At 64.4% G+C, this 24,645-nt stretch carries 24 protein-coding genes and 1 pseudogene; 15 read left to right on the top strand and 10 right to left on the bottom strand.

Annotated features, from left to right (window positions below; all coding sequences use genetic code 11):
• Positions 1–31: 31 nt before the first annotated feature.
• Together DM373_RS02300 and DM373_RS02295 are read left to right on the top strand one after the other, a co-directional pair.
• Positions 32–1,462, top strand: coding sequence for an aminotransferase-like domain-containing protein (locus DM373_RS02300; RefSeq protein ID WP_167409786.1), 1,431 nt, complete (start codon positions 32–34; stop codon positions 1,460–1,462).
• 60 nt (positions 1,463–1,522) lie between these two features.
• A complete protein-coding gene (locus DM373_RS02295) occupies positions 1,523–3,079 on the top strand; it encodes a phospholipase D family protein (protein ID WP_110992011.1) in 1,557 nt (518 codons plus the stop codon).
• A gap of 91 nt (positions 3,080–3,170) precedes the next feature.
• Here the strand turns inward: DM373_RS02295 and DM373_RS02290 are convergent, their stop codons facing one another.
• Both DM373_RS02290 and DM373_RS02285 read right to left on the bottom strand, forming a co-directional pair.
• Positions 3,171–4,310 carry an MFS transporter gene (locus DM373_RS02290; protein ID WP_110992010.1) on the bottom strand — a complete coding sequence of 380 codons (1,140 nt, stop codon included), beginning with the start codon at positions 4,308–4,310 and terminating at the stop codon, positions 3,171–3,173.
• 168 nt (positions 4,311–4,478) lie between these two features.
• Positions 4,479–5,972: an aldehyde dehydrogenase gene (locus tag DM373_RS02285; protein WP_110992009.1), complete on the bottom strand. Its 1,494-nt coding sequence runs from the start codon at positions 5,970–5,972 to the stop codon at positions 4,479–4,481.
• A 195-nt stretch (positions 5,973–6,167) separates the two neighbouring features.
• Between DM373_RS02285 and DM373_RS02280 the strand changes: the two genes are divergently transcribed.
• Positions 6,168–6,527 (top strand): cupin domain-containing protein, encoded by a 360-nt coding sequence (locus tag DM373_RS02280; RefSeq protein WP_110992008.1) that lies wholly within the window; start codon positions 6,168–6,170, stop codon positions 6,525–6,527.
• A gap of 209 nt (positions 6,528–6,736) precedes the next feature.
• Here DM373_RS02280 and rpmG read toward each other — a convergent pair whose 3' ends face one another.
• Positions 6,737–6,892: a 50S ribosomal protein L33 gene (rpmG, locus tag DM373_RS02275; RefSeq protein WP_003253507.1), complete on the bottom strand. Its 156-nt coding sequence runs from the start codon at positions 6,890–6,892 to the stop codon at positions 6,737–6,739.
• An 11-nt stretch (positions 6,893–6,903) separates the two neighbouring features.
• A complete protein-coding gene (gene rpmB / locus DM373_RS02270; protein ID WP_003253504.1) occupies positions 6,904–7,140 on the bottom strand; it encodes a 50S ribosomal protein L28 in 237 nt (78 codons plus the stop codon).
• A gap of 362 nt (positions 7,141–7,502) precedes the next feature.
• Here rpmB and DM373_RS02265 point away from each other — a divergent pair, with 362 nt between their 5' ends.
• Positions 7,503–9,092, top strand: a complete 1,590-nt coding sequence (locus DM373_RS02265; protein WP_110992007.1) for an ABC transporter substrate-binding protein — start codon at positions 7,503–7,505, stop codon at positions 9,090–9,092.
• 119 nt (positions 9,093–9,211) lie between these two features.
• Here the strand turns inward: DM373_RS02265 and radC are convergent, their stop codons facing one another.
• Complete coding sequence (gene radC / locus DM373_RS02260) at positions 9,212–9,892, bottom strand: RadC family protein (RefSeq protein ID WP_110992006.1); 681 nt, start codon at positions 9,890–9,892, stop codon at positions 9,212–9,214.
• A 127-nt stretch (positions 9,893–10,019) separates the two neighbouring features.
• Between radC and coaBC the strand changes: the two genes are divergently transcribed.
• The 8 genes and pseudogenes from coaBC to DM373_RS02220 all read left to right on the top strand — a co-directional run bounded on the left by coaBC (position 10,020) and on the right by DM373_RS02220 (position 16,469).
• Entirely contained in the window at positions 10,020–11,231 is a 1,212-nt protein-coding gene (coaBC, locus tag DM373_RS02255) for a bifunctional phosphopantothenoylcysteine decarboxylase/phosphopantothenate--cysteine ligase CoaBC (protein WP_110992005.1), read from the top strand.
• A 5-nt stretch (positions 11,232–11,236) separates the two neighbouring features.
• Positions 11,237–11,692 (top strand): dUTP diphosphatase, encoded by a 456-nt coding sequence (gene dut / locus DM373_RS02250; RefSeq protein ID WP_050707525.1) that lies wholly within the window; start codon positions 11,237–11,239, stop codon positions 11,690–11,692.
• Positions 11,693–11,826: 134 nt separating this feature from the next.
• A pseudogene (locus tag DM373_RS02245) lies at positions 11,827–13,200 on the top strand (phosphomannomutase/phosphoglucomutase); the annotation flags it as partial.
• 30 nt (positions 13,201–13,230) lie between these two features.
• A complete protein-coding gene (gene argB, locus DM373_RS02240) occupies positions 13,231–14,136 on the top strand; it encodes an acetylglutamate kinase (RefSeq protein WP_110992003.1) in 906 nt (301 codons plus the stop codon).
• A gap of 237 nt (positions 14,137–14,373) precedes the next feature.
• Positions 14,374–15,054 carry a CsgG/HfaB family protein gene (locus DM373_RS02235; protein ID WP_110992002.1) on the top strand — a complete coding sequence of 227 codons (681 nt, stop codon included), beginning with the start codon at positions 14,374–14,376 and terminating at the stop codon, positions 15,052–15,054.
• Between the two features lie 29 nt (positions 15,055–15,083).
• The gene (locus tag DM373_RS02230; RefSeq protein WP_110992001.1) at positions 15,084–15,452 is read left to right on the top strand and encodes a DUF4810 domain-containing protein; all 369 of its coding nucleotides are present in this window, start codon (positions 15,084–15,086) and stop codon (positions 15,450–15,452) included.
• A gap of 8 nt (positions 15,453–15,460) precedes the next feature.
• On the top strand, positions 15,461–16,108 hold the full coding sequence (locus DM373_RS02225) for a DUF799 domain-containing protein (protein ID WP_244215029.1): 648 nt from the start codon (positions 15,461–15,463) through the stop codon (positions 16,106–16,108).
• 151 nt (positions 16,109–16,259) lie between these two features.
• Positions 16,260–16,469 (top strand): hypothetical protein, encoded by a 210-nt coding sequence (locus tag DM373_RS02220; RefSeq protein WP_110992000.1) that lies wholly within the window; start codon positions 16,260–16,262, stop codon positions 16,467–16,469.
• Between the two features lie 55 nt (positions 16,470–16,524).
• Here the strand turns inward: DM373_RS02220 and pyrE are convergent, their stop codons facing one another.
• Positions 16,525–17,166 carry an orotate phosphoribosyltransferase gene (gene pyrE, locus DM373_RS02215; protein ID WP_110991999.1) on the bottom strand — a complete coding sequence of 214 codons (642 nt, stop codon included), beginning with the start codon at positions 17,164–17,166 and terminating at the stop codon, positions 16,525–16,527.
• A gap of 80 nt (positions 17,167–17,246) precedes the next feature.
• On the opposite strand from pyrE, the gene DM373_RS02210 reads away from it, so the two are divergent.
• Positions 17,247–18,026, top strand: a complete 780-nt coding sequence (locus tag DM373_RS02210; RefSeq protein ID WP_110991998.1) for an exodeoxyribonuclease III — start codon at positions 17,247–17,249, stop codon at positions 18,024–18,026.
• Between the two features lie 138 nt (positions 18,027–18,164).
• Here DM373_RS02210 and rph read toward each other — a convergent pair whose 3' ends face one another.
• Entirely contained in the window at positions 18,165–18,887 is a 723-nt protein-coding gene (gene rph / locus DM373_RS02205; protein ID WP_110991997.1) for a ribonuclease PH, read from the bottom strand.
• Positions 18,888–19,115: 228 nt separating this feature from the next.
• Between rph and DM373_RS02200 the strand changes: the two genes are divergently transcribed.
• Complete coding sequence (locus DM373_RS02200) at positions 19,116–19,979, top strand: YicC/YloC family endoribonuclease (RefSeq protein ID WP_110991996.1); 864 nt, start codon at positions 19,116–19,118, stop codon at positions 19,977–19,979.
• A 14-nt stretch (positions 19,980–19,993) separates the two neighbouring features.
• Complete coding sequence (gene gmk, locus DM373_RS02195; protein WP_110991995.1) at positions 19,994–20,614, top strand: guanylate kinase; 621 nt, start codon at positions 19,994–19,996, stop codon at positions 20,612–20,614.
• Positions 20,615–20,691: 77 nt separating this feature from the next.
• Here the strand turns inward: gmk and DM373_RS02190 are convergent, their stop codons facing one another.
• The 3 genes from DM373_RS02190 to DM373_RS02180 all read right to left on the bottom strand — a co-directional run bounded on the left by DM373_RS02190 (position 20,692) and on the right by DM373_RS02180 (position 24,513).
• Positions 20,692–22,239 carry an APC family permease gene (locus DM373_RS02190; RefSeq protein WP_110991994.1) on the bottom strand — a complete coding sequence of 516 codons (1,548 nt, stop codon included), beginning with the start codon at positions 22,237–22,239 and terminating at the stop codon, positions 20,692–20,694.
• 107 nt (positions 22,240–22,346) lie between these two features.
• Positions 22,347–23,126, bottom strand: coding sequence for a gamma-glutamyl-gamma-aminobutyrate hydrolase family protein (locus DM373_RS02185; RefSeq protein WP_110991993.1), 780 nt, complete (start codon positions 23,124–23,126; stop codon positions 22,347–22,349).
• A gap of 4 nt (positions 23,127–23,130) precedes the next feature.
• Positions 23,131–24,513: a glutamine synthetase family protein gene (locus tag DM373_RS02180; protein ID WP_110991992.1), complete on the bottom strand. Its 1,383-nt coding sequence runs from the start codon at positions 24,511–24,513 to the stop codon at positions 23,131–23,133.
• Positions 24,514–24,645: the final 132 nt, after the last annotated feature.

Genomic DNA, 24,645 nt, shown 5'->3' with positions numbered 1-24,645 from the left:
TCCAGCCCCACAAGATACGCAGGAGTATGCCGTGACTCTCTACCTCAACCTGGCCGAACTGCTCGGCTCGCGCATCGAGCAGGGCCTGTACCGGCCCGGTCAGCGTCTGCCGTCAGTGCGCGCCCTGAGCGTGGAACACGGTGTCAGCCTGAGCACCGTCCAGCAGGCCTATCGCCTGCTGGAGGACAACGGCCTGGTGTCGCCACGGCCCAAGTCCGGCTACTTCGTCGCCGAGGACCGCAACCTCCCTGCCCTGCCCGACATCAGCCGCCCGGCGCAACGGCCTGTGGATATCTCCCAGTGGGAACAGGTGCTGGAACTGATACGCGCCACCCCGCGCCCGGACGTGATCCAGCTGGGCCGCGGCATGCCGGATGTCGATAGCCCCACGCTCAAGCCGCTGCTGCGCAGCCTGGCGCAGCTCAGCCGGCGCCAGGACATGCCCGGCCTGTACTACGACAACATCCACGGCAATGCCCAACTGCGCGAGCAGATCGCCCGGCTGATGCTCGATTCCGGCTGCCGCCTGGGCCCGGCCGACCTGGTGGTGACCACCGGCTGCCACGAGGCGCTGTCGTGCAGCATCCGCGCGGTGTGCCAACCCGGGGACATCGTCGCGGTCGACTCGCCGAGCTTCCACGGTGCCATGCAGACCCTCAAGGGCCTGGGCATGAAGGCGCTGGAGATCCCCACCGACCCGATCACCGGCATCAGCCTCGAAGCGCTGGAGCTGGCCCTGGAGCAGTGGCCGATCAAGCTCATCCAGATCACCCCCAACTGCAACAACCCGCTGGGCTACATCATGCCCGAGGCGCGCAAGAAGGCCTTGCTCACCCTCGCCCAGCGCTACGACGTGGCGATCCTCGAAGACGATGTGTATGGCGACCTGGCCTACACCTACCCGCGCCCGCCCACCATCAAGTCGTTCGACGACGATGGCCGGGTGCTGCTGTGCAGTTCGTTCTCCAAGACCCTGGCACCGGGCCTGCGTATCGGCTGGGTAGCGCCGGGGCGCTACCTGGAGCGGGTGCTGCACATGAAGTACATCAGCACCGGCAGCACCGCCTGCCAGGCGCAACTGGCGATTGCCGACTTCATCGCCGAGGGCCACTACCAGCCCCACCTGCGGCGCATGCGCAGCCAGTACCAGCGCGGCCGCGACCAGATGTGCGACTGGGTGACCCGTTATTTCCCGGCAGGCACCCGCGCCAGCAGGCCCCAGGGCGGCTTCATGCTGTGGGTGGAGTTGCCGGAAAGTTTCGATACATTGCGCCTGAACCGAGCTTTACTGGAGCAGGGCGTGCAGATCGCCGTGGGCAGCATCTTCTCGGCCTCGGGCAAGTACCGCAATTGCCTGCGCATGAACTTCGCCGCGCGGCCGACGCCGCAGATCGAGGCCGCGGTGCGCAAGGTGGGGGAAACCGCCCATCGTCTACTGGTGGCCGAACACGCTGGCGGGTAACGTTGCGCCGCCCGCCGCGGTCCAACCCCATAAGCCCCTGTCGCACAGGACGATTCACCCTTGAGACACCAGCCAACCCTGCCCCTGCTGCTGGTGCTGCTGCTCGGCCTGTCAGGCTGCGCCAGCACCGGGACTCCTCGTGATGTCAGCCACGCGCTGCCGGCCAGTGAATCGGCGTTCGGCCGCTCGGTGCAGCGCCAGGCCGCGCCCTACGAGGGGCGTTCGGGTTTTCGCCTGCTGCCCAACAGCAACGAGGCCTTCCGCGCCCGCGCCGAGCTGATCCGCAACGCCCAGGCCAGCATCGACCTGCAGTACTACATCGTCCACGACGGCCTCAGCACCCGCGCCCTGGTGCACGAACTGCTGCGCGCCGCCGACCGCGGTGTGCGCGTGCGCATCCTGCTCGACGACACCACCAGCGACGGCCTCGACACCCTGATGGGCACCCTGGCCGCCCACCCGAACATCCAGATCCGCGTGTTCAACCCGCTGCACCTTGGCCGCAGCACCGGCGTGACGCGCGCCGTGGGCCGGCTGTTCAACCTGTCACGCCAGCACCGACGCATGCACAACAAGCTGTTCCTGGTGGACAACAGCATGGCCATCGTCGGCGGGCGCAACCTGGGCGACGAATACTTCGACGCCGAGCCCAACCTCAACTTCACCGACATCGACCTGTTGGGTGTAGGCCCGGTGGCCGAGCAACTCGGGCACGGCTTCGACCAGTACTGGAACAGCGCCCTGAGCCGGCCGATCGGCGACTACCTGTGGTGGCAGCCCGATGCCGAAGACCTGCGCGCCAGCCGCCAGCGCCTGGAAGTGTCCCTGGCCGAGGCACGCATCAAACGCAAAGCCCTTTACGACCGGCTGATGGCCTACCAGGCACAGCCCCGCCTGGACGTATGGCGCAACGAGCTGATCTGGGCGCACAGCCAGGCGCTGTGGGACGCGCCGAGCAAAGTGCTGGCCGACGACGAACCCGACCCGCAATTGCTGATGAGCCAGCAACTGGCGCCGGACCTGAACAGCGTGCGGCACGAGCTGATCCTGGTGTCGGCCTACTTCGTGCCGGGTGAGCCCGGCTTGCTGTACCTGACCAGCCGTGCGGACGCCGGGACCTCGGTCAAGCTACTGACCAATTCGCTGGAGGCCACCGACGTACCGGCGGTACACGGCGGTTACGCGCCCTACCGCCGCGCCCTGCTCGAACATGGCGTGCAGTTGTACGAGCTGCGCCGCCAGCCCGGCGACCACAGTGTCCGGCGCGGCCTGCGCCTGCACGGCAGCTCCGACTCGAGCCTGCACAGCAAGGCGATGGTGTTCGATCGGCGCAAGACGTTCATCGGCTCGTTCAACTTCGACCCGCGGTCGGTGCTGTGGAACACCGAGGTCGGCGTGCTGGTGGACAGCCCGGAGTTGGCCGAGTACACCCGCGACCTGGCGGTACAGGGCATGGCGCCGGCGTTGAGCTACCAGCCGAAGCTGGTGGGCGGGAAGCTGGTGTGGGTCACCGAGGACAATGGCCAGCGGCATATGCTGCTGACCGAGCCCGGGGGGATGTGGCGACGCTTCAACGCCTGGATCAGCAAGGCGGTGGGGCTGGAGAAGATGCTGTAGGGCCTATCGCGGGGCAAGCCCGCTCCCACGCAGTTCCTATTGCAGCCTGGGTCAGGTCGTGGGAGCGGGCTTGCCCCGCGATAGCAATCGATCAGGCAGAGGCTGGCTCGAAGGCATCCTTGCGCCGGGTCAACACCACCAACCCCGCAGCCCCGACCGCCATCAGCAGCAGCAACGCATGCCCACTGACCCACTGGCTACCCGCCCCGGCCAGCAGCGGCCCGAGCAGGCAACCGATACCCCACAGCTGCGCCACGTGGGCATTGGCCCGCACCAGCTCATCATCGCGATAGCGCTCGCCGATCAACACCAGCGACAGGGTGAACAACCCTCCGGCACTGGCCCCGAACAGCACCCACAAGGGCCAGATCAGCGGCGTGTTCAGCAGCAATGGAATAGCCAGGCTCGACACCAGCAGAGTCAGCGCGCAACCACTGAACAACGTGCGTCGCGACATGCGATCTGCCAGCGCACCGATCGGCAGCTGCAACACCGCATCGCCCACCACCACGGTGCTGACCATGAACAGCGCCACTTCCGTGGTGAAGCCCTGCTGCAGGCAATACACCGGCAGCAGGGTGAGGATCATGGCCTCGAAAGCCGCGAACAGCGCGATGGCCCAAGCAATGACCGGCAGCCGTCGGCAGAAGGCGAACAGGTCGAGGAAGGTAACGCTGCACGCCTCGGTGCTGGGTGCGCCGCTACGACCCAGAAGGATCAGCGGGGCAACCAGCAGCAGCCCGGTCGCCGCCCAGAAACCGAAGTCATCGTTGGAGCCGAGAAAACCCAGCACCATCGGCCCGGCCAGCTGGCTCAGGGCATAGCTGCTGCCATACAGCGCCACCAGCCGCCCGCGCCATTGCTCGACCACCAGCTGGTTGATCCAGCTTTCGCCGAGGATGAACACCACGGTCAGCGACATGCCGATCAGCAGGCGCAGCGCCAGCCACAGCGGGTAGCTGGGCAGCAGCGCCACCAGGCCGATCGACAGCGCCCCGCCCCACAGGCACAGGCGCATGGCGGCCGGTACACCGACCCAACCGGCCAGGCGGCTGGCCACGGCGGCGCCGACCAGCACGCCCAGCGCCGGCATCGCCGCCATCACGCCGATGGCGAACCCGCCGTAACCCCAGCCCTCCAGGCGCAGGGACACCAGCGGCATGCTCACGCCGAGCGCGAGCCCGACACTGAGCACCGACGCCAGTACGGCAAAATAGGTTCCCCAACGCATGGTGGCCTCCCGGGCAGTTAAATCAGGCAAAAAGCATCGCGGGGCAAGTCGCACCGGCGCACCGCCGCTCCCGCGCCGCCAAGGGTTTGATGATGAATCATCAGCGCTTGGTTGCGTGGGAGCGGCGGTGCGCCGATGCGACTTGCCCCGCGAAAAGGCGTTACCGGATTACAGCTTGATCCAGGTCGCCTTCAGCTCGGTGTACTTCTCCAGCGCGTGCAGCGACTTGTCACGGCCGTTGCCCGACTGCTTGAAGCCACCGAACGGCGCGGTCATGTCGCCGCCGTCGTACTGGTTGACCCAGACGCTGCCGGCACGCACGGCGCGGGCGGTCTTGTGGGCCTTGGAAATGTCCGAGGTCCAGATGCCGGCCGCCAGGCCGTACGGGGTGTCGTTGGCGATGGCGATGGCTTCTTCGGCGGTGTCGAAGGTGATCACCGACAGCACCGGGCCGAAGATTTCTTCCTGGGCGATCTTCATGGCGTTGGTCACGCCGTCGAAGATGGTCGGCTCGACGTAGGTGCCGCCGGTCTCTTCGAGGATGCGCTTGCCGCCAGCCAGCAGCTTGGCGCCGTCCTGGTGACCGGCGTCGATGTACGACAGCACGGTGTTCATCTGCTGGGTATCGACCAGCGCACCGACGGTGGTTGCCGGGTCCAGCGGGTTGCCCGGCTTCCAGGCCTTGAGGGCCTCGACCACCATGGGCAGAAACTTGTCCTTGATCGAACGCTCCACCAGCAGACGCGAACCTGCGGTGCAGACTTCACCCTGGTTGAAGGCGATGGCGCTGGCGGCGGCCTCGGCGGCGGCTTGCAGGTCCGGGGCGTCGGCGAAGACGATGTTCGGGCTCTTGCCGCCGGCTTCCAGCCAGACGCGCTTCATGTTCGACTCGCCGGCGTAGATCATCAGCTGCTTGGCGATCTTGGTCGAACCGGTGAACACCAGGGTGTCGACGTCCATGTGCAGGGCCAGGGCCTTGCCCACGGTGTGGCCGTAGCCTGGCAGCACGTTGAGCACGCCCGCCGGGATACCGGCTTCGATCGCCAGCTGGGCGATGCGAATGGCGGTCAGCGGCGATTTTTCCGACGGCTTGAGGACGATGGAGTTACCGGTGGCCAGGGCCGGACCGAGTTTCCAGCAGGCCATCAGCAGTGGGAAGTTCCACGGCACGATGGCACCGACCACACCCACCGGCTCACGGGTAACCAGGCCGAGCTGGTCGTGCGGGGTTGGCGCGACTTCGTCGTAGACTTTGTCGATGGCTTCGGCGTTCCAGTGCAGGGCACTGGCCGCACCTGGCACGTCGATGCTGGAGGAGTCGCCGATCGGCTTGCCCATGTCGAGGGTTTCGAGCAGGGCCAGCTCTTCGACGTGCTTGCGCAGCAGGTCGGCGAAGCGGATCAGCTTGGCCTTGCGCTTGGCCGGCGCCAGGCGCGACCAGACGCCGGATTCGAACACCGCGCGGGCATTTTCGACGGCGCGGTTGGCATCGGCCAGGTCGCAGCTGGCAACCTTGGCCAGGAAGCGTCCGTCCACCGGGCTCAGGCAGTCGAAGGTTTCACCGGATGCGGCATCGGTGTATTCGCCGTTGATGAAGGCGCGGCCTTCGATCTTCAGTTGCTGGGCACGCTGTTCCCAGTCCGCACGAGTCAGGGTGGTCATAGGAAACTCCTCTCTTGTTTAGGTGCAACGCCGCACTGAGGACTCACGGGCGCTGTCAGAAATTCTGGCCGGGTGACGAGGCACACGGGCACCTGCCACCCTAAACCAGGGCGGGGAAACTATCAATATATTTGACACGAACGGCTCAAATGCCTACTGATGTTCATTTTATTAAACAACAACAGGGTAACCACCATGAGTATCGCCAGCATCGTCGACTTCGCCCAGGTTCTGACCGAGGCCGAACGCTACCGCCCAGCGGCGGAGAAAATCCTCAAGGGCGAGCCTGACCAGGCTGTCTACAACCACTATGCCAGCCCGTGCGGGCAGTTCGCCGCAGGCGTCTGGGAAGGTGAAGCGGGCCAGTGGACGGTGAGCTACACCGAGCATGAATACTGCGAGATCGTGCAAGGTGTGTCGGTGCTGCGCGACCAGGAAGGCAATGCCAAGACCCTGCGTGCCGGTGATCGCTTCGTGATCCCGGCGGGCTTCAAGGGCACCTGGGAGGTGCTGGAGCCGTGCCGCAAGATCTATGTGATGTTCGAGCAGAAGTAAGCGCCAGCTTCTTCGCGGGTAAACCCGCTCCCACAGGTTTGGCGCGACGCTGTGGGAGCAAGGGCTTCCTGCAGGCTTGCAGTGAAGCTCAGGTTTCGCGCGGCCCCTGTGGGAGCGGGTTTACCCGCGAAAGGCTGAACACGCTTTTCCTGCAGGCATAAAAAAACCCGCCACCTTACGGTTGCGGGTTTTTTCAGGTTGCCGATCAATTACTTGATCTTGGCTTCCTTGTACACCACGTGCTTGCGGACGACCGGATCGTATTTCTTGATCTCGATCTTGTCCGGAGTGGTGCGCTTGTTCTTGTCGGTGGTGTAGAAGTGGCCGGTACCGGCACTCGAAACCAGACGGATCAATTCACGCATGATGTTCTCCCTTAAACCTTGGCGCCAGCTTTGCGGATGTCGACCAGAACGGCATCGATGCCGCGCTTGTCGATGATACGCATGCCTTTGGCGGAAACGCGCAGACGCACGAAACGCTTCTCGGATTCAACCCAGAAACGGTGGTGCTGCAGGTTTGGCAGGAAACGACGACGGGTTTTGTTGTTTGCGTGGGAAATGTTATTCCCGGTTACTGGACCCTTACCAGTAACTTGACAGACTCTCGACATGCCTCAGCCCTCTAAAACCACATGCCCAACCCGGCATGGGTTGGCCGCTTAATCTCTCAGTCATTGGCGCCAGGCGCCGTGTTTCCGAGGGTCTTATCGACCGGAAGCGCTTACGCGACAGGCCGAGCCCCTAGAAAAGAGCGCTGCTTTATACCAGAAAGACTCAGCCGCAACAACAGAAGATGTGTCTTAAGGTCGGGCCGAGTGCGCCCGGGCAGCATAACGACTGGGGCGGCAAGGTGTCGACCGCCCGTCGCCGAATTAATGCGAAAGGGTGTGGTCATTTGCCCGTGCCCACACTAGGGTAGGACTTTTCCAGACTGCACCGGCAGATGGTGCCACAAACCCGCCAAGGAGCCACCATGCGTGCCGCCGCCCTTTCCCTGTTGTTCACCACGCTGTGCGCCGCCGGCCTTGCCCAGGCCGCGCCGCTGTCGGTGTGCACCGAAGCCAGCCCGGAAGGCTTCGACGTGGTCCAGTACAACTCGCTGACCACCACCAATGCCTCGGCCGATGTGCTGATGAACCGCCTGGTCGAATTCGACGCCGGGCTTGGCAAGGTCGTGCCCAGCCTGGCCGAGAGCTGGACGGTATCGCCGGACGGCCTGATCTACGACTTCACCCTGCGCCAGGGCGTCAAGTTCCACACCACGCCCTACTTCAAGCCCAGCCGCGAGCTGGACGCCGAAGACGTGCTGTTCAGCTTCCAGCGCATGCTCTACCCCGCCCACCCGTGGCACAAGACCGCCGCGGGCGGCTACCCGCATGCCCAGTCGCTGCAGCTGGGCAGCCTGATCAAGTCGATCGAGGCCCCGCAGCCCAATACCGTGCGTTTCACCCTATCGCACCCGGATGCCACCTTCCTGGCCACCCTGAGCATGGGCTTCGCCTCGATCTACTCCGCCGAATACGCCGACAAGCTGCTCAAGGCCGAGACCCCGGACAAGCTCAACAGCCAGCCTGTGGGTACCGGGCCGTTCGTCTTCCAGCGTTTCCAGAAGGACGCCGTGGTGCGCTACCGCGCCAACCCCGACTACTTCGCCGGCAAACCGTCGGTCGACCCGCTGATCTTCGCCATCACCACCGACGCCAACGTGCGCCTGCAGAAGCTCAAGCGCGGCGAATGCCAGGTGGCCCTGTCGCCCAAGCCGCTGGACATCGCCGAGGCCGGCAAGGACGGCAACCTCAAGGTAGCGACCACCCCGGCCTTCATGACCGCCTTCGTCGCCATCAACAGCCAGCACCCGCCGCTGGACAAGCCCGAAGTACGCCAGGCGATCAACCTGGCCTTCGACAAGCCGGCCTACCTGAAGGCCGTGTTCGAAAACACCGCCACCGCCGCCAACGGCCCTTACCCGCCGAACACCTGGAGCTACGCCAAGGACTTGCCGGGTTACGCCATGGACCAGAAGAAGGCCAAGGCGCTGCTGGCCAAGGCCGGCCTGGCCGATGGTTTTGCCACCACGATCTGGACCCGTCCGTCGGGCAGCCTGCTCAACCCCAACCCCAGCCTGGGCGCGCAGATGCTTCAGGCGGACCTGGCCAAGGTCGGCATCAAGGCCGAGATTCGCACCATCGAGTGGGGCGAGTTGATCCGCCGCGCCAAGGCGGGCGAGCACGACCTGCTGTTCATGGGCTGGGCGGGTGACAACGGCGACCCGGACAACTTCCTCAGCCCGCAATTCTCGTGCGCGGCGGTCAAGTCCGGGACCAACTTCGCGCGGTTCTGCGACAGCCGCCTGGACCAGCTGATCAACGCCGGGCGCACCACCAACGACCAGAGCGTGCGCAGCCGCCTGTACCAGCAGGCCCAGGCACTGATCCAGCAGCAGGCGTTGTGGCTGCCGCTGGCGCATCCTACGGCGGCGACCTTGCTGCACAAGGGCGTCGAGGGGTATCAGGTGAGCCCGTTCGGGCGGCTGGATTTGAGCAAGGTCTCTGTGGGCCGCTGATTGTCTGCTGACAATGCCGGCCTCTTCGCGGGTAAACCCGCTCCCACAGGTTTCGCATTCGGCGCAAAACCTGTGGGAGCGGGTTTACCCGCGAAAGGGCCGGTGCAGTCAACACAAGACTAGCCTGCCAACCACCCATGCTCGGCCATGGACAGTGGCTCGCCATCGCCGACGATGACATGGTCCATCACCCGTACATCGATCAGCGCCAACGAGCGCCTGAGCATCAGCGTCAGGTGCACATCGTCCTGGCTGGGCTGGCAATGGCCTGACGGGTGGTTATGGCACAGGATCAGCGCCGCCGCGTTGTGCAGCAAGGCCCGGCGCACCACCTCCCGCGGGTAGATGCTGGCCCGGTCGATCGTGCCGCGAAACAGGATCTCGAACGCCAACGGCCGGTGCTTGGTATCCAGGAACAGGCAACCGAACACCTCGCTGGCCTCATGGCGCAGCATCGACTTCAGATAGCGCCGCACCGATGTCGGCGACTCCAGCGCCGACGCACGCTCGATGCCCTCGTCCAGATACCGCCTGCCGATCTCCAGCAACGCCTGCAACTGGGCGTATTTCACCGGCCCCAAGCCCGGCTCACGCAGGACCCTGGCGCGATCGGCCTCGAGGAACGGCCTGAGCCCGCCAAACTTGGCCAGCAGCCCACGCGCCAAGTCCAGCACATTACGCCCGGCGACCCCCGACCCCAGCAACACCGCCACCAGCTCGGCGTCCGACAGCACCGCCGCGCCGCGCTGCAACAGTTTCTCCCTCGGCCGCTCCTCGGCCGGCCACTCCCTGATGTTCATCCTCCCTCCTCGCCTGCCACTACGGCCCGTTTGGGCGCTGTGTTAATCTAGTTCGCTTCGAAAATGCGACGATCTGCCGCAGGCAGTCACCGTCGCCGCCCGCTTTCACTGGAATAAGGCAAGGCCTATGCAGCGGTTGTATCGCAAGCGCATCGTTCTCGGCGTGGGTGGCGGCATCGCCGCCTACAAGAGCGCCGAGCTGATTCGCCGACTCCTGGAACACGGCGCGCAGGTGCGCGTGGTCATGACCCGCGGTGGTGCCGAATTCATCACCCCGCTCACCCTGCAGGCGCTGTCCGGCCACCCCGTGCACATGGACTTGCTCGACCCCGCCGCCGAAGCGGCCATGGGCCATATCGAACTGGCCAAATGGGCCGACCTGGTGCTGATCGCCCCGGCCACCGCCGACCTGATGGCGCGCATGGCCCAGGGCATGGCCGACGACCTGCTGACTACCCTGGTGCTGGCCACCGACGCCACCGTCGCCGTGGCGCCGGCGATGAACCAGGCCATGTGGCGCGACCCGGCAACCCAGGACAACCTCGAACTGCTCAAGCGCCGTGGTATCCAGGTGTTCGGCCCGGCCTCCGGCAGCCAGGCCTGTGGCGATGTGGGCCTGGGCCGCATGCTCGAAGCCACCGACCTGGCCTGGTGCGCCGCCGAGAGCTTCAAGCGCCAGGCACTGACCGGCAAACACGTGCTGATCACCGCCGGGCCGACCCAGGAGAACATCGACCCGGTGCGCTACATCACCAACCATAGTTCAGGGAAAATGGGCTTTGCCCTGGCCGAGGCGGCCGCCGAAGCCGGGGCCCGGGTGACCCTGGTGACGGGCCCGGTACACCTGCCGACCCCGGACCGGGTCAGCCGCATCGACGTGGTCAGCGCGCGGGACATGCTCGCGGCCTGCGAAGCAGCCATGCCCTGCGACCTGTTCATCGCCTCGGCTGCGGTCGCGGACTACCGCCCGGAAGTCGTCGCCGCACAGAAGCTCAAGAAAGATCCCACCACCGGCGACGGCATGCTGCTGCAGATGGTGCGCAATCCCGATATCCTTGCGACCATTGCCGGCCGCGCCGATCGCCCGTTCAGCGTGGGCTTTGCCGCCGAGACCGAGCACCTGCTCGACTACGCCACGCGCAAGCTCAAGGACAAGAACCTCGACCTGATCGTCGCCAATGATGTGGCCAACCCCAGCATCGGCTTCAACAGCGAGGAAAACGCCCTGACCGTGATCGACCGGCAGCAGCATCAAACCCTCTTCGCGCAGACCAGCAAAGGCAAGATCGCCCGCCAGCTGGTTGCCTTCATCGCCGAACGGCTCAACCAGGTTCAATAAGTTACATGCACGCTCTTCAAGCCAAGATCCTCGACCCACGCCTGGGCACCGAATTCCCCCTGCCGCAGTACGCCACCCCCGGTTCCGCCGGCCTGGACCTGCGTGCCCTGCTCAAGGAGGACACCGTCCTCGAGCCAGGCCAGACCCTGCTGATCCCCACCGGCCTGTCGGTGTACATCGGCGACCCGGGCCTGGCGGCGATGATCCTGCCGCGCTCGGGCCTGGGCCATAAGCACGGCATCGTGCTGGGCAACCTGGTCGGCCTGATCGACTCGGACTACCAGGGCGAGTTGATGGTCAGCTGCTGGAACCGCGGCAACACGCCGTTCACCATCACCGTCGGCGAGCGCATCGCGCAACTGATCCTGGTGCCGGTGGTGCAGGCGCATTTCGACATCGTCGAGCAATTCGACGAGACCCAGCGCGGCGCTGGCGGCTTCGGCCACTCGGGCACCCGCTGAGGCAACAGCAGACCGTTCGGGCCATGGATGGCGAACTCTCTGGCGAAACCGCCGTCCAAGCGTTCAGTTTGCGCCTGCCCAGAAGCCTTTGACTTATGGAGTCCCCAGAGATGAACGACATGGCCCACCTGGTCCCCGCACTGCCGGACAGCATCTTCCGCGCCTATGACATCCGCGGCGTGGTCGGCAAGACCCTGCACGCCGAAACCGCCTACTGGATCGGCCGCGCCATCGGCGCCCAGACCCTCGCCCAGGGCGAACCACAGATCTCGGTCGGCCGTGACGGCCGCCTGTCCGGCCCGATGCTGGTCGAGCAACTGATCAAGGGCCTGGTCGAGGCCGGCTGCCAGGTCAGCGACGTCGGCCTGGTGCCGACCCCGGCGCTGTACTACGCCGCCAATGTGCTGGCCGGCAAGTCGGGCGTGATGCTCACCGGCAGCCACAACCCGTCGGACTACAACGGTTTCAAGATCGTCATCGCCGGTGACACCCTGGCCAACGAACAGATCCAGGCCCTGCTGACCCGCCTGAAGACCAACGACCTGACCCGTGGCGAAGGCCATGTGGAAAAAGTCGAGATCCTCGAGCGCTACTACCAGCAGATCGTCGACGACGTGAAGCTGGCCAGGCGCCTGAAGGTGGTGGTCGACTGCGGCAACGGCGCCGCTGGCGTGATCGCCCCGCAATTGATCGAGGCGTTGAACTGTGAGGTGATCCCACTGTTCTGCGAAGTCGACGGCAACTTCCCCAACCACCACCCGGACCCGGGCAAGCCCGAGAACCTGGAAGACCTGATCGCCAAGGTGAAAGAGACCGGCGCCGATATCGGCCTGGCCTTCGACGGTGACGGTGACCGCGTGGGCGTGGTGACCAACACCGGCAGCATCGTCTACCCCGACCGCCTGCTGATGCTGTTCGCCCAGGACGTGCTGTCGCGCAACCCGGGCGCCGAGATCATCTTCGACGTCAAATGCACCCGCCGCCTGACCCCGCTGATCGAACAGCACGGTGGCCGCGCGCTAATGTGGAAGACCGGCCACTCGTTGATCAAGAAGAAGATGAAACAGACCGGCTCCTTGCTGGCCGGCGAGATGAGCGGTCACATCTTCATCAAGGAACGCTGGTACGGTTTCGACGACGGTATCTACAGCGCCGCGCGCCTGCTGGAGATCCTCAGCAAGGCCGGGCAAAGCGCCGAAGACCTGTTCGCCGCGTTCCCCGATGATATTTCCACGCCGGAAATCAACATTGATGTGACCGACGAGGGTAAATTCAGCATCATTGATGCTCTGCAACGCGACGCCGACTGGGGCGATGCCAACCTGACCACCATCGACGGTGTGCGGGTCGACTACGCCCACGGCTGGGGCCTGGTTCGCGCCTCCAACACCACACCGGTGCTGGTGCTGCGCTTCGAGGCCGACAGCGCGGCAGAACTCGACCGTATCAAGGCTGTATTCCGCACGCAGTTGCTGCGGGTCCAACCAGGCCTGCAACTGCCGTTCTGACGACTATCCGTTCCTTACCTGGAGCCCTGCATGACCCTCGATCGCGATGCCGCTTCCCATGTAGCCGAGGTTTTGTCCGAAGCACTGCCTTACATTCGCCGCTTCGTCGGCAAGACCCTGGTGATCAAGTACGGCGGCAACGCGATGGAAAGCGAGGAGCTCAAGACTGGCTTCGCCCGTGACATCGTGCTGATGAAGGCCGTGGGCATCAACCCGGTGGTCGTGCATGGCGGCGGCCCGCAGATCGGCGACCTGCTCAAGCGCCTGTCGATCGAGAGCCACTTCATCGACGGCATGCGCGTCACCGACTCGGCGACCATGGACGTGGTGGAAATGGTCCTGGGCGGCCAGGTCAACAAGGACATCGTCAACCTGATCAATCGCCACGGCGGCAGCGCCATCGGCCTGACCGGCAAGGACGCCGAGCTGATCCGTGCGCGCAAGCTCACCGTCAGCCGCCAGACCCCAGAGATGACCCAGCCGGAAATCATCGACATCGGCCATGTAGGCGAGGTCGAGAGCGTCAACACCGACCTGCTGAACATGCTGGTCAAAGGCGACTTCATCCCGGTGATCGCGCCGATCGGCGTAGGCAAGAACGGCGAGTCGTACAACATCAACGCCGACCTGGTCGCCGGCAAGGTCGCTGAAGCGCTGAAGGCCGAGAAGCTGATGCTGCTGACCAACATCGCCGGCCTTATGGACAAGCAAGGCCAGGTCCTGACCGGCCTGACCACCGAGCAGGTCAACGAACTGATCGCCGACGGCACCATCTACGGCGGCATGCTGCCGAAGATCAAGTGCGCGCTGGAGGCGGTGCAGGGCGGTGTGAACAGCTCGCACATCATCGACGGCCGCGTACCCAACGCGGTGCTGCTGGAGATCTTCACCGACAGCGGCGTGGGCACCTTGATCACCAATCGCAAACGTCACTGATCCAGCTGTAACCCTGTTGCGGGGCAAGCTCGCTCCCACCTTGGCACCTCAAGGTGAGAGCGGGCTTGCCCCGCGATGCTTTTACGGCGGGCAGTGCATTCAATCGGATATACGAAAAAGATGGCCTTGAGCCATCTTTTTTCATTTTTCGCCATCAATTTACTGGTTAAGCTGTCGCCTCAACGTGGCAGAATGCAGCCTTGTTGCAAATAGTTTTTATTTACCTGGAGAACACGCGTGAAATACGCATCACATGGACTCGTGCTGGCAGCCGCCCTGGCTGTCGGGTCCCTCGCCGGCTGTGCCACTGAAACCTCCACTGCTGTTGCCGTGCAACAGGTCGAAAGCGTCAACCGCCCTTACAGCGGCGTGCGCACCCCAATTGCTGTGGGCAAGTTCGACAACCGCTCCAGCTACATGCGCGGCATTTTCTCCGACGGCGTCGACCGCCTGGGTGGCCAGGCCAAGACCATCCTCATCACTCACCTGCAGCAGACCAACCGTTTCAACGTGCTGGACCGCGACAACATGGGCGAGATCCAGCAGGAAGCGGCCATCAAGGGCCAGGCTCAGCGCTTGAAAGGCGCCGACTTCGTGGTCACCGGCGACGTCACCGAATTCGGCCGCAAGGAAGTCGGTGATCACCAGCTGTTCGGCATCCTCGGCCGCGGCAAAACCCAGATCGCCTACGCCAAGGTAGCGCTGAACATCGTCAATATCAGCACTTCGGAAGTGGTCTATTCCAGCCAGGGTGCGGGTGAATACGCCCTCTCCAACCGCGAGATCATCGGCTTCGGCGGCACCGCCAGCTATGACTCGACCCTCAACGGCAAGGTCCTCGACCTGGCCATGCGCGAAGCGGTCAACAAGCTGGTCGGCGCCGTCGAAGGCGGCCAGTGGAAGCCACAGGCCCAGTAACACCTGGATTACGACAAGGAAGACGTTCGATGAACATCACCTCCCAAGGCCAGCGCACCGTCGCCGCCCTGCTGTTGGGCTGCGCGCTGCTGGCCGGCTGCAACTCGCACAAAACGCTGTATCAGTGGGAAAGCTATCAGCCCCAGGTGTACAGCTACCTCAAAGGTGACGCCAAGGAAGAGCAGATCACCGCTCTGGAGCGTGATCTGGAGAAGATCAAGGCCAAGAACGGCGCAGTGCCGCCGGGCTATCACGCACAGCTGGGCTTGCTGTATTCCAGCCTCGGCAAGGATGACCAGATGATTCAGCAGTTCCGCACCGAGAAGGCGCTGTTCCCTGAGTCGGCGGCCTACATGGACTTTCTGATGAAAAACGCCAGCAAAGGGGCCAAACAGTGATCAAGCGCCTGACCCAACTGATCGTCGGTGCCTGCGTGCTGGCGTTGTTCGCTGGCTGTGCCGAGCGCAAGACCATCGACTATTCGGCCTACAAGCAGAGCCGCCCCAAATCGGTCCTGATCCTGCCGCCGTTGAATGAATCGCCCGACGTGAAGGCGACCTACAGCATGCTCTCCCAGGTCACCTACCCACTGGCCGAAGCGGGTTACTACGTGATGCCGGTGGCACTGGTGGACGAAACTTTCCGCCAGAACGGCATGACCACGCCGGCCGACATCCACCAGTTGCCGACCGGCAAGCTGCACGAGATCTTCGGCGCCGATGCGGGCCTGTACGTCACCGTCAGCGACTACGGTACCCGCTACATGATCCTCAGCAGCGCCACCATCGTCACCGCCAACGCCAAACTGGTCGACCTCAAGACCGGCGCCACCCTGTGGACCGGCAGCGCCACCGCGTCGAGCGAGGAAGGCCGGCAGAACCAGGGCGGCCTGATCGGCATGCTGGTGGCTGCGGCGGTCAACCAGATCATCAGCAGCGTGCAGGATGACGCCGGCTACCCGATTGCCGGCATGACCAGCGCGCGCCTGCTGTCGCCCAACCCTAACGGCGGGATCCTGTACGGGCCTCGTTCGCCAAAGTACGGCACGGATTGACACCGTAAAGGCGACCCTCGGGTCGCCTTTTTCATCTCCGTGTAGCGTGCCGCCCAGCAGGAAAGCTCCTACTGAAGCGACGGACGCATACTACAACCGCTGTCTTTATCGGCTGCTTATCATTGCCACTTCCCACAAAGGAGATGCGGTTATGACACAGAAAGCCTTGGTCAAATACGGCAGCGATGTATCCGCCGGCACCTACTCGTGCGCAGATTGCGGCCACAAATACTCCAATCAGAGCAAGACCTCGCTTCCACCTTGCCCTCATTTCAAGCCCGCGACCCACCCACTGCGTGGCTGGAAGATCCTGAGCGGCCAGGGCGACGCGGTGCAGGACCCTTACCCAAACGGCCGTTGAAAGCACGGAAATAAAAAAGGCGACCCTGAGGTCGCCTTTTCTGTGCACGTTCGCGTCAGATGCCGTACTGGGCGCGATACGCCTCGACCGCCGGCAAGTGCTGCTTGAGTTGCGGATCGTCGGCCAGGAACTCCAGCACCTGGGTCAGCGACACGATGCTGACCACCGGAATGCCGAAGTCGCGCTCGACTTCCTGAATCGCCGACAGTTCGCCGTTGCCGCGCTCTTCGCGGTTCAGTGCGATCAGCACGCCAGCGGCCTTGGCCTGCTGGGCGTTGATGATCTGCATCACTTCACGGATGGCGGTACCGGCGGTGATCACGTCGTCGATGATCAGTACGTCACCGGCCAGCGGGGCGCCGACCAGGCTGCCACCTTCGCCGTGGTCCTTGGCTTCCTTGCGGTTGAAGCACCATGGCACGTCGAGCTGATGGTGCTCGGCCAACTGCACCGCCGTGGCCGCCGCCAGGGGGATGCCCTTGTACGCCGGGCCGAACAGCACGTCGAACGGGATCTTGCTGTCGACGATGGCCGCCGCGTAGCAACGCCCCAGCTGCGCCAGGGCGGAAGCTGTGTTGAACAGGCCGGCATTGAAGAAGTACGGGCTGGTACGCCCCGATTTCAGGGTGAATTCACCGAAGCGCAGAACGCCGCGATCGATGGCAAAACGAATGAAGTCGCGCTGATACGGCTGCATAAAAGGTCCCGGACACCACGGATTTAGCTAAATGTGTTGAGCTCGGGTATCATACACGCACGAGATTTTTGGGGCCATTTATGCGGATCATCAGTGTGAACGTGAATGGCATTCAGGCTGCAGCCGAGCGTGGATTGCTCAGCTGGCTGCAAGCCCAGAATGCCGACGTCATCTGTCTTCAGGATACCCGCGCCTCGGCCTTTGAACTCGACGACCCAGCTTTCCAGCTCGATGGCTATTTCCTTTACGCCTGCGACGCGGAGGTGCCCACCCAAGGTGGCGTGGCACTGTACTCGCGCATGCAGCCCAAGGCAGTCATCACCGGCCTGGGCTTCGAGACAGTTGACCGTTACGGGCGTTACCTGCAGGCAGATTTCGACAAGGTAAGTATTGCCACGCTGCTCCTGCCTTCGGGCATGAACGGCGATGAAGACTTGAACCAGAAGTTCAAGTTGATGGACGACTTCGCCAAGTACCTGGACAAACAGCGTCGCAAGCGTCGCGAATACATCTATTGCGGCTCGTTCTACGTCGCGCAGCAGAAGCTCGACATCAAGAACTGGCGCGACAGCCAGCAGTCGGTCGGCTTCCTGCCGCCAGAGCGCGCCTGGATGGACGCGATCACCGGCGAGATGGGCTACGTCGATGCGCTGCGCGAAGTCAGCCGTGAAGGCGACCAGTACAGCTGGTGGCCGGACAACGAACAGGCCGAGATGCTGAACCTGGGTTACCGGTTCGATTACCAGATCCTCACCCCAGGCCTGCGCCGCTTCGTGCGCAATGCACGCCTGCCACGCCAGCCACGCTTCTCCCGGCACGCGCCGCTGATCGTGGACTACGACTGGACGTTGACCATCTAAAAAGCAATGGGGCCGCTTCGCGCCCCATCGCCGGCAAGCCGGCTCCCACACCGACTGCGTAGACCTCAAGTCTTCCGCCGTACCTGTGGGAGCTGGCTTGCCAGCGATGGGCCGCAAAGCGGCCCCAATTGCTATCTGTCAGTCGGCCAGTGCGGCGTTCTGCAGCTCGAAGATCTCGCCCATGCCTTTTTGCGCCAGCGCCAGCATGGCGTTGAAGTCTTCCGGCTGGAACGGCGCACCTTCAGCGGTGCCCTGCACTTCGATGAAGCCGCCGGCGCTGGTCATGACCACGTTGAGGTCGGTCTCGGCGGCGGAGTCTTCCAGGTAGTCGAGGTCGAGCACCGCTTCGCCCTGGTACATGCCCACCGATACGGCGGCGATCATGTGCTTGAGCGGGTTGCCGCCCTTCAGGCCGCCACGCTTCTTGATCACGGCCAGGGCATCGCACAGGGCGACCATGGCACCGGTGATCGAGGCGGTGCGGGTACCGCCGTCGGCCTGGATCACGTCGCAGTCGACGTACAGGGTGATATCGCCAAGCTTGCTCATGTCCAGCGCAGCGCGCAGGGAGCGGCCGATCAGGCGCTGGATTTCCAGGGTGCGGCCACCTTGCTTGCCACGGCTGGCTTCACGCTGGTTACGCTCGCCGGTGGAACGCGGCAGCATGCCGTACTCGGCGGTCAGCCAACCTTGGCCCTGGCCTTTGAGGAAGCGGGGAACACCATTTTCGACGCTGACCGTGCAGATGACCTTGGTGTCACCGAACTCGACCAGTACCGACCCCTCGGCGTGCTTGGTGTAGTTGCGGGTGATGCGGATCGAGCGGAGCTGATCGGCGGCGCGACCACTTGGACGTTTCATCTGGGATACCTGTACTGGGACTTTAAATCTGCCGAGCATTATAGAGCCCGTCGCCCCGCGAAGACATGCCTATCGTCGCACCCGGCGCAGCCTGTCGCCTTTTCCGACCACGGCGGCGGGGCAGCGGTAGCATGGCCGGATTGGGCGCCCGGGCCGCACTGCGCTACAATCCTGCGCCTTGCAGCCGTAAGGCTCCCCCCGTTCACCCGATTACGCGAGGTACTCCCCATGGTGCACAGCATGACCGCCTTTGCCCGCGCCGAACGCGCCGGCAGCCAGGGCACCCTGGTCTGGGAGCTGCGCTCGGTCAACCATCGCTATCTTGAACCCCACCTGCGCCTGCCCGAAGCCCTGCGCGACCTCGAAGGCGCAGTGCGGGAAGGCCTGCGCCAAGGGCTGTCGCGGGGCAAGGTCGAATGCACCCTGCGCCTGAACGAAGACAGCACCGGCAAGCCGCTGCAGGTTGACCGTGAACGCGCCGCGCAACTGGTCGCCGCCGCCGAGACCGTCGCCAGCCTGATCAAGCATCCGGCGCCGCTCAACCCGCTGGAAGTCCTGGCCTGGCCGGGCGTGCTGGTGGCCGACGCAAGCGACCCCCAGGCCCTCAACGCCGAAGCCATCGCCCTGTTCGACGAAGCACTGGCCGAACTCAAGGCCGGACGCCTGCGTGAAGGTGCCGAGCTGGCCCGGCTGATCAACGAACGACTGGACAGCATGGCCAGCGAAGTGGCCACCCTGCGCACCCAGGTGCCACAGATGCTGGCCGTGCAGCGGCAGAAGATCCTCGACCGTTTCAGCGACATGCAGGCCGAGCTCGACCCGCAGCGCCTGGAACAGGAGATGGTGCTGCTGGCACAGAAGAGCGACGTCGCCGAAGAGCTCGACCGCCTCAGCACCCACGTCACCGAAGTGCGCCGGGTGCTCAAGTCCGGCGGTGCCGCCGGCCGGCGCCTGGACTTCCTGATGCAGGAGCTCAACCGCGAAGCCAACACCCTGGGCTCCAAGGCCTTTGACCCACGCAGCACGCAGGCGGCGGTCAACCTGAAGGTGTTGATCGAACAGATGCGTGAACAAGTACAGAACATCGAGTAAGGCCACCCCCGACCATGAACCACAGCAGCGGCAACCTCTACATCGTTTCGGCACCGTCCGGCGCCGGCAAGACCAGCCTGGTCACCGAGCTGATCAAGCAGGATCCACACGTTCGCGTGTCGGTCTCACACACCACCCGCGCCATGCGCCCGGGTGAAGCGCACGGGGTGAACTACCACTTCGTCGTCCACGAGGAGTTCAAGGCACTGATCGCCCAAGGCGACTTCCTCGAGCACGCCGAGGTGTTCGGCAACTTCTACGGCACGTCGCGCAGCGCCCTGCAGGAAACCCTCGACCAGGGCTTCGACCTGATCCTCGAGATCGACTGGCAAGGTGCGCAGCAGGTACGCAAGCTGATGCCCGAGGCGCGCTCGATCTTCATCCTGCCGCCCAGCCAGCAGGCCCTGCGCCAGCGCCTGGACGGCCGCGGTCAGGACAGCGAAGAGATCATTGCCGGGCGCATGAAGGAAGCGGTCAGCGAGATGGAGCACTACGACGAATACGAGTACGTCATCATCAATGACGACTTCGACGTGGCGCTGGATGATCTGAAAGCAGTGTTCCGCTCGAACCGGCTGCTGCTCAAGAAACAGAAACAGCGCCATGAGGCGCTGCTGAAACAGCTGGTCGGCTAAGACATCATCGCGGGGCAAGCCCGCTCCCACGAAATGCGTGGGAGCGGGCTTGCCCCGCGATGGCTACCCCTACTTTTTTATTCCTGCAACTGAATGGTCGCCTGCTGACGCAGGGTAGCCCCCAGGAAGTACGCCGGCGCCCGCAACCGCGAGAGCAGCATCAGCACGATGCCCAGCGCCGAGATGATCGCTGCGATCACGAACACCAGGCCCAACCCGCCGACATGCGAGCCGCTGCCGAAGTCCGGCGAAGCGCTGTCGATCGCGGTGCGCGCGAAGATCACCGACAAGATCACCCCACCCAACAGCGGGCACACGCCGCGCATGAAGAAGTGGCGCACGCTGGTGAACAGGCTGTGGCGGAAGTACCACACGCAGGCGAACGCGGTCAGCGAGTAGTAGAAGCAGATCATCATGCCCAGGGCAGTGATGGTGTCGGCCAGCACGTTCTCGCTCAGGGTGCGCATGGTCACGTAGAACAGGCCCGCGGCGACGCCGGCGCAGATGGTGGCATAACGCGGGGTCTGCGAGCGCGGGCAGACACTGGCGAAGCGCTGCGGCACGGCGCCGTAGTAACCCATGGCAAGCAGGGTGCGCGCCGGCGAAACGAAGGTCGACTGCAGCGATGCGGCCGTACTGGCCAGCACGGCGATGGACATCAGGATGGCCAGCGGGCCCATCACCGGGCCGGCCAGGTGGGCAAACACGTTCTCCTGGATACGCGGGTTACCCAGGCCCAGGCCAGTGTCGCTGATCCCGGCGAACTGCAGGGTGGCGATGGCGGTGAGCAGGTACAGCATCAGGATCAGCAATACGGTCCAGGTGGCCGCCTTGCCCGGCACCTCGTCGCTGCCGACGGACTCTTCGCTGACGGTCAGGCACACGTCCCAGCCCCAGAAAATGAAGATCGACAACGACAGGCCGGCGGCGAACGCCGAGAACGACTCGACACCGAACGGGTTGAACCAGGCCAGGTCGAAGGCCAGCGGCGGAGGTGCCGTGGACTCGCTGAACGCGGCGAAGGCAAAGCCGATCAGCACCATCAACTGCAGGGCCACCAGGCCATACTGCACCGTCATGGTCGTCGCCATGCCGCGACAACAGATCCACACCGCCAGGGCGATGAACACGCAACAGGTGGTGACGTTGATCAGCAGGTTGTCTGCCAGGGCCGCCAGCTCCTGGGTGCCCGTGATCTGGGCCAGGAACAGGTAGAAGAAGTCGACGGCCACGCCCGCCAGGTTGGACAGCACGATGGTGGTGGCGACCACCAGCCCCCAACCGCCGATCCAGCCGATCATCGGGCCGAACGCCCGCGCCGACCAGGTGAACGAGGTGCCGCTGTCCGGCTCCGCCGAGTTCAGCTCGCGGTAACCCAGGGCCACCAGCAGCATCGGCAGGAAGCCGACGATGAACACCGCCGGCAGGTGGGCGCCGACTTCGCGCACGGTCGGGCCGAGGGCGCCGGTCAGGGTGTAGACCGGGGCAATGGTGGAGATGCCCAGCACCACGCTGGCCAAAAGGCCCAGGCGGCCCTTGGCCAGGCCTTTGCTGGCGCCTTGGGTGTTGTTGCCCGAGTCGGCTGCCACATCAGGTGGGCGGCCGGCTTCTGTGTAATTGCTCATGAGTATTTGCCGTAACTATTGGAATTGTTCTCACAGGCCCGCCGTAGAGGGCCCGCTTTCACTCATTGAAAGCTTGCGGTGGGGGCACGGTCATCCTCGACCTTCGGCTAACGCCCGAATGTTTTCGAGCGCACACCCTCCCGTGCAGCGTGGGCAATGCAGGCCTCGCGGAACGCCTCGAACAGGCGCAGCGAAACCGGGTTTTCGGCGTAACGCCATTCCGGGTGCCACTGCACACCGAGCACCAGGCCCGGCGCATCCGGCATCGACACCGCTTCGATCAGGCCATCCGGGGCCCGTGCTTCGACACGCAGGCCAGGGGCCAGACGGTCGATGCCCTGGCTGTGCAGCGAGTTGACCTCGAACTGCGCCGCCAGGCCCAGGCGCTCGAACAACCCGCCCGGTGCAACACCGACGGGGTGACGAGGGCCGTATTGCACCTCCAGGGGTGCGTCCTCAGGTTCACGGTGGTCCAGGTAGCCAGGCAGTTCCTGCACCCGCTGGTGCAAGGTACCGCCCAGGGCCACGTTCAATTCCTGGAAACCACGACAAATGCAGAACACCGGCACCCCGGCGGCAATCGCCGCCTGCAGCAACGGCAAGGTCAGGCGGTCACGCGCAAGGTCGTGCCGGGTGCCTGCCGCGCTGGGCGCGCCATTGTAATGATGCGGCTCGATATTGGAAGGCGAGCCGGTAAACAGAATGCCGTCGAGTTGCGCCAGCAGCGCCTGCGTGTCGCTGCCGCCATCACGGGCCGGCAGGATCAGCGGCAGGCCGGCAAAGCCTGCGGCCTCGACATACTTGTCGCCCACCGTGTGCGACGAGTTCTTCCCCACCTGCTGACGGCAGGCGCTGACACCGATCAAGGGGACCGCAATTGCGCTCATGGGCTTACACCGTGTGCAGGTACCAGTTGTACTCGAGGTCGGAGATCGACACTTCGAACTCGGCCAGCTCGCTCTCTTTGCAGGCCACGAAGATATCGATGTAGTCCGGGCTGATGTATTGGTTGAGCACTTCACTGTCGTCCAGCGCGCGCAGGGCATCGCGCAGGTTGTTCGGCAGGCTTTGCTCCAGTTGCTCGTAGGAGTTGCCCTCGATCGGCGCACCCGGCTCGACCTTGTTTGTCAGGCCATGGTGGATACCGGACAGGATCGCGGCGAGCATCAGGTACGGGTTGGCATCGGCGCCGGCTACGCGGTGCTCGATACGCACGTTGTCGCGGTTGTCGTTCGGCACGCGCACCGCCACCGTGCGGTTGTCCACACCCCAGCTCGGCGCATTGGGCACGTAGAACTGGGCACCGAAGCGGCGGTACGAGTTGATGTTCGGGCAGAGGAATGCCATCGACGCCGGCATGGTCTCCAGCACACCGCCGACGGCGTGGCGCAGGGTGTCGCTTTCGAGCGGGTCGTCACTGGCGAAGATGTTCTTGCCGGTCTTCTTGTCGAGCAGCGAGATGTGCACGTGCAGGCCGTTGCCCGCCTGGCCCGGGTAGGGCTTGGCCATGAAAGTGGTGTCCATTTCATGGTCGTAGGCGACGTTCTTGATCAGGCGCTTGAGCAGGATCGCGTAGTCGCAGGCCTTCAGCGGGTCGGCGACGTGGTGCAGGTTCACTTCGAACTGTGCCGGGGCGCTTTCCTTGACGATCGCGTCGGCAGGCAGGCCCTGCTCCTTGGCGGCTTCGAGCATGTCCTGCAGGCAGTCGGCGTACTCGTCGAGGTCGTCGATCAGGTACACCTGGGTCGATTGCGGGCGCTTGCCGGAGATCGGCGAACGCGGCGGCTGCGGGCGGCCGTTGAGGTTGTCCTGGTCGATCAGGTAGAACTCCAGCTCGAACGCGGCGCAGATATCCAGGCCCAGGTCGTCGAACTTGCTCACCACCTGGCGCAGCACTTCCCGCGGGTCGGCGAAGAACGGCGCACCGTCCAGCTCATGCATGGTCATCAGCAGCTGGGCGGTGGGGCGCTTCTGCCACGGCTCATCGGACAGCGTGCCGGCGATCGGGAAGCAGATGCGATCGGCGTCGCCGATGTCCAGGCCAAGGCCGGTGCTTTCGACGGTCGAACCGTTGATGTCGAGGGCGAACAACGAGGCCGGCAGGTTGATGCCTTTCTCGTACACCTTGTGCAGGCTGGCGCGCTCGATGCGCTTGCCGCGCACCACGCCGTTCATGTCGGAGATCAGCAGATCGACGTACTGGGTGTCCGGATGGGCTTCCAGGAATTCATTCATCTCGCGGGAAGAACTGGCGCACGGGGAGACCGACGTCATGGCTGTACATCCTTTGATTCGGAGCGGCGATGTGGGGATACGGCTGACGCCTGCTAAGGCGACGATGGAATTGCTGTTGTTCTTTTCACTGGCCCATCGTTGGGGGCTGGTTGCCGACCGGGTGCATTGATT

It is taken from the genome of Pseudomonas sichuanensis (assembly GCF_003231305.1).
In the GTDB taxonomy this organism is placed as follows: Bacteria; Pseudomonadota; Gammaproteobacteria; order Pseudomonadales; family Pseudomonadaceae; genus Aquipseudomonas; species Aquipseudomonas sichuanensis.
Note: the sequence above shows the minus strand (reverse complement) of the source record. Positions and strands in the feature narration are given on the sequence as shown.

Excerpts from the sequence above, each read along its gene's own strand:
- DM373_RS02290 (WP_110992010.1), bottom strand. The coding sequence starts at position 4,310 with ATGCGTTGGGGAACCTATTTTGCCGTACTGGCGTCGGTGCTCAGTGTC.
- DM373_RS02285 (WP_110992009.1), bottom strand. The coding sequence starts at position 5,972 with ATGACCACCCTGACTCGTGCGGACTGGGAACAGCGTGCCCAGCAACTG.
- DM373_RS02280 (WP_110992008.1), top strand. The coding sequence starts at position 6,168 with ATGAGTATCGCCAGCATCGTCGACTTCGCCCAGGTTCTGACCGAGGCC.
- rpmG (WP_003253507.1), bottom strand. The coding sequence starts at position 6,892 with ATGCGTGAATTGATCCGTCTGGTTTCGAGTGCCGGTACCGGCCACTTC.
- rpmB (WP_003253504.1), bottom strand. The coding sequence starts at position 7,140 with ATGTCGAGAGTCTGTCAAGTTACTGGTAAGGGTCCAGTAACCGGGAAT.
- DM373_RS02265 (WP_110992007.1), top strand. The coding sequence starts at position 7,503 with ATGCGTGCCGCCGCCCTTTCCCTGTTGTTCACCACGCTGTGCGCCGCC.
- radC (WP_110992006.1), bottom strand. The coding sequence starts at position 9,892 with ATGAACATCAGGGAGTGGCCGGCCGAGGAGCGGCCGAGGGAGAAACTG.
- coaBC (WP_110992005.1), top strand. The coding sequence starts at position 10,020 with ATGCAGCGGTTGTATCGCAAGCGCATCGTTCTCGGCGTGGGTGGCGGC.
- dut (WP_050707525.1), top strand. The coding sequence starts at position 11,237 with ATGCACGCTCTTCAAGCCAAGATCCTCGACCCACGCCTGGGCACCGAA.
- argB (WP_110992003.1), top strand. The coding sequence starts at position 13,231 with ATGACCCTCGATCGCGATGCCGCTTCCCATGTAGCCGAGGTTTTGTCC.
- DM373_RS02230 (WP_110992001.1), top strand. The coding sequence starts at position 15,084 with ATGAACATCACCTCCCAAGGCCAGCGCACCGTCGCCGCCCTGCTGTTG.
- DM373_RS02220 (WP_110992000.1), top strand. The coding sequence starts at position 16,260 with ATGACACAGAAAGCCTTGGTCAAATACGGCAGCGATGTATCCGCCGGC.
- pyrE (WP_110991999.1), bottom strand. The coding sequence starts at position 17,166 with ATGCAGCCGTATCAGCGCGACTTCATTCGTTTTGCCATCGATCGCGGC.
- DM373_RS02210 (WP_110991998.1), top strand. The coding sequence starts at position 17,247 with ATGCGGATCATCAGTGTGAACGTGAATGGCATTCAGGCTGCAGCCGAG.
- rph (WP_110991997.1), bottom strand. The coding sequence starts at position 18,887 with ATGAAACGTCCAAGTGGTCGCGCCGCCGATCAGCTCCGCTCGATCCGC.
- DM373_RS02200 (WP_110991996.1), top strand. The coding sequence starts at position 19,116 with ATGGTGCACAGCATGACCGCCTTTGCCCGCGCCGAACGCGCCGGCAGC.
- gmk (WP_110991995.1), top strand. The coding sequence starts at position 19,994 with ATGAACCACAGCAGCGGCAACCTCTACATCGTTTCGGCACCGTCCGGC.
- DM373_RS02190 (WP_110991994.1), bottom strand. The coding sequence starts at position 22,239 with ATGAGCAATTACACAGAAGCCGGCCGCCCACCTGATGTGGCAGCCGAC.
- DM373_RS02185 (WP_110991993.1), bottom strand. The coding sequence starts at position 23,126 with ATGAGCGCAATTGCGGTCCCCTTGATCGGTGTCAGCGCCTGCCGTCAG.
- DM373_RS02180 (WP_110991992.1), bottom strand. The coding sequence starts at position 24,513 with ATGACGTCGGTCTCCCCGTGCGCCAGTTCTTCCCGCGAGATGAATGAA.